A 2,500-nucleotide genomic window follows, 5' to 3' on the forward strand; every position below is an offset into this window, starting at 1 on the left:
TGTTGGTTTTCACGCGGAACTGAGCCGGTTGGGCGACTAATTTCCATCGAGAATTGAGCCATGTGAACCTACTCCCCCGCTATGAGCGATGGGAGCAACGGAGTGATCCACATGGGACTTTTAAACATCATCCGCCGTATGGCACTGCGCGAGAGGAAATCGATACGGGAGATCAGCCGGCGTACCGGTCTTTCACGCAACACGATCACCAAATATCTGAACGCGGGAACGATTGAGCCGACATTTACGGTTGCAGAGCGACCAAGCAAGCTGGATCCTTTTGCGGATAAACTGTCGAGTTGGCTTAGAACCGAGGCGAACAAATCACGCAAGCAGCGGCGAACGCTGAAGCAACTTCATGCCGATCTGGTTGTTCTCGGCTTCACCGGTTCCTATGGCCGGGTTGCCGCCTTCGCTCGTGATTGGCGAGCGGAGCGACAACGCGAGCAGCAGACAACTGGACGAGGCATATTCGTTCCGCTGTCTTTCCGGCCAGGCGAAGCATTCCAATTCGATTGGAGTGAGGACTATGCCGTGATCGGCGGGGAACGCGTGAAGCTGCAGGTGGCGCACATGAAGTTATCGCACAGCCGGGCGTTTCTTGTGCGGGCGTATCTGCTCCAGACACACGAGATGCTCTTCGATGCCCATTGGCACGGCTTCCGGGTGTTTGGCGGCGTACCTGGTCGCGGCATTTACGACAACATGAAGACGGCGGTTGATCGGGTCGGGCGCGGCAAGGAGCGGCAGGTGAATATCCGCTTCCTGGCGATGACGAACCACTACGTCTTTGCGCCCGAGTTCTGCAATCCCGCCGCCGGTTGGGAGAAGGGACAGGTCGAGAAGAATGTGCAGGATTCTCGTCCGCGGCTGTGGCAACAGATGCCGGAATTTCCGGATCTGGCAACGCTGAACGTCTGGTTGGAACAGCATTGCCAGGACCTGTGGCGGGAGATCCCGCATGGCAATTTGCCCGGTACGATCGCCGATGTCTGGGCTGATGAGCGGGCAGCATTGATGGCATTGCCTACCGCTTTTGATGGCTTCGTCGAGCAGAGCAAGCGCGTCTCGCCGACATGCCTGATCACCTTTGAACGGAACCGTTACAGTGTACCGGCATCTTTTGCGAACCGGCCCGTCAGCCTGCGGGTTTATCCCGAGCGACTGGTCGTTGCAGCTGAAGGCAATATCCTGTGCGAACATGCGCGGATCATAGAACGCAGCCACGACAAGCCACCGAGGACGATTTACGACTGGCGGCATTACCTTGCAGTTATCCAGCGCAAGCCCGGTGCCTTGCGTAATGGTGCGCCCTTCATGGAGTTGCCGCTGGCCTTTCGGCGCTTGCAAGACCAGATGCTTCGCCGCTCCGGCGGCGATCGCGAGATGGTCGATATCCTCGCGCTCGTCCTTCATCACGACGAACAGGTCGTCGTCAGGGCCGTGGAATTGGCTCTGGACCAAGGCGTGGCAACCAAAACCCATGTGCTGAATCTCCTTCACATGCTGATCGACGGCAAGACGACCGATGGACCAAACATCGATACGCCGCCAGAATTGGCCCTGGTGTGCGAGCCTGAGGCGAATGTCGAGCGCTATGATGGGCTGCGCGTCCGTATCGTGGGAGGTCGCCATGCGTCATGATCCCGCAAGTGCTGCCGTTGTCATCATGCTGCGAAGTCTGAAGATGCACGGGATGGCCCAAGCGGTCACGGACCTGATCGAGCAAGGCGCTCCCGCGTTCGACGCGGCCGTGCCAATCCTGTCCCAGTTGCTGAAAGCCGAAATGGCCGAGCGTGAGGTTCGCTCCATCGCTTATCACATGAAAGCCGCGCGCTTTCCCGCCTACAAGGATCTTTCCGGCTTCGACTTCGCAGCCAGCGAGATCAACGAAGCAACCGTGCGACAACTGCACCGATGCGAGTTCATGGACGGGGCGCAGAACATCGTACTTGTCGGCGGGCCGGGCACGGGTAAATCACACGTCGCGACCGCCCTTGGCGTCCAGGCGATCGAACATTACCGTCGAAAGGTCCGCTTCTTCTCGACCATTGAGTTGGTCAATGCACTCGAGCAGGAAAAGGCCAGAGGAAAGGCAGGTCAGATCGCTGAGACACTGGTTCGCCAGGATCTGTTGATCCTCGATGAGCTCGGATACCTGCCGTTCAGTGCCTCAGGCGGGGCGCTGCTCTTCCACCTGCTGAGCAAGCTTTATGAGCGCACCAGCGTCGTCATCACCACCAACCTCAGCTTCAGCGAGTGGGCGTCCGTCTTTGGTGATGCCAAAATGACGACGGCGCTACTCGATCGCCTGACCCACCGATGCCATATCCTGGAAACTGGAAACGACAGTTTCCGCTTCAAGGCCAGCGCGGCTGCAACAGAAATTAAGAGAGGAGAAAAACCCAATCCCTTGACCAAACCATGATCTGAAAAACATACTCGAAGGTGGCTCAATTCTCGGTGAAAAAACCGGCTCAGTTCCGCGTGAAAACCAACA

2 protein-coding genes are annotated in these 2,500 nt (G+C 57.8%); both read left to right on the forward strand.

Annotated elements, in window-relative coordinates; translation table 11 throughout:
* The first annotated feature begins 111 nt into the window (after positions 1-111).
* The gene (gene istA, locus DKP76_RS18830) at positions 112-1,644 is read left to right on the forward strand and encodes an IS21 family transposase (RefSeq protein ID WP_109708174.1); all 1,533 of its coding nucleotides are present in this window, start codon (positions 112-114) and stop codon (positions 1,642-1,644) included.
* Positions 1,634-2,428: an IS21-like element helper ATPase IstB gene (gene istB / locus DKP76_RS18835; RefSeq protein ID WP_035212023.1), complete on the forward strand. Its 795-nt coding sequence runs from the start codon at positions 1,634-1,636 to the stop codon at positions 2,426-2,428. The genes istA and istB overlap by 11 nt, the downstream gene beginning before the upstream one ends.
* Positions 2,429-2,500 lie beyond the last annotated feature (72 nt).

This window comes from Falsochrobactrum shanghaiense, from assembly GCF_003149535.1.
Classification (GTDB): Bacteria; Pseudomonadota; Alphaproteobacteria; order Rhizobiales; family Rhizobiaceae; genus Brucella; species Brucella shanghaiense.

Coding starts and splice junctions, on each gene's coding strand:
- istA (WP_109708174.1), top strand. CDS start 112: ATGGGACTTTTAAACATCATCCGCCGTATGGCACTGCGCGAGAGGAAA.
- istB (WP_035212023.1), top strand. CDS start 1,634: ATGCGTCATGATCCCGCAAGTGCTGCCGTTGTCATCATGCTGCGAAGT.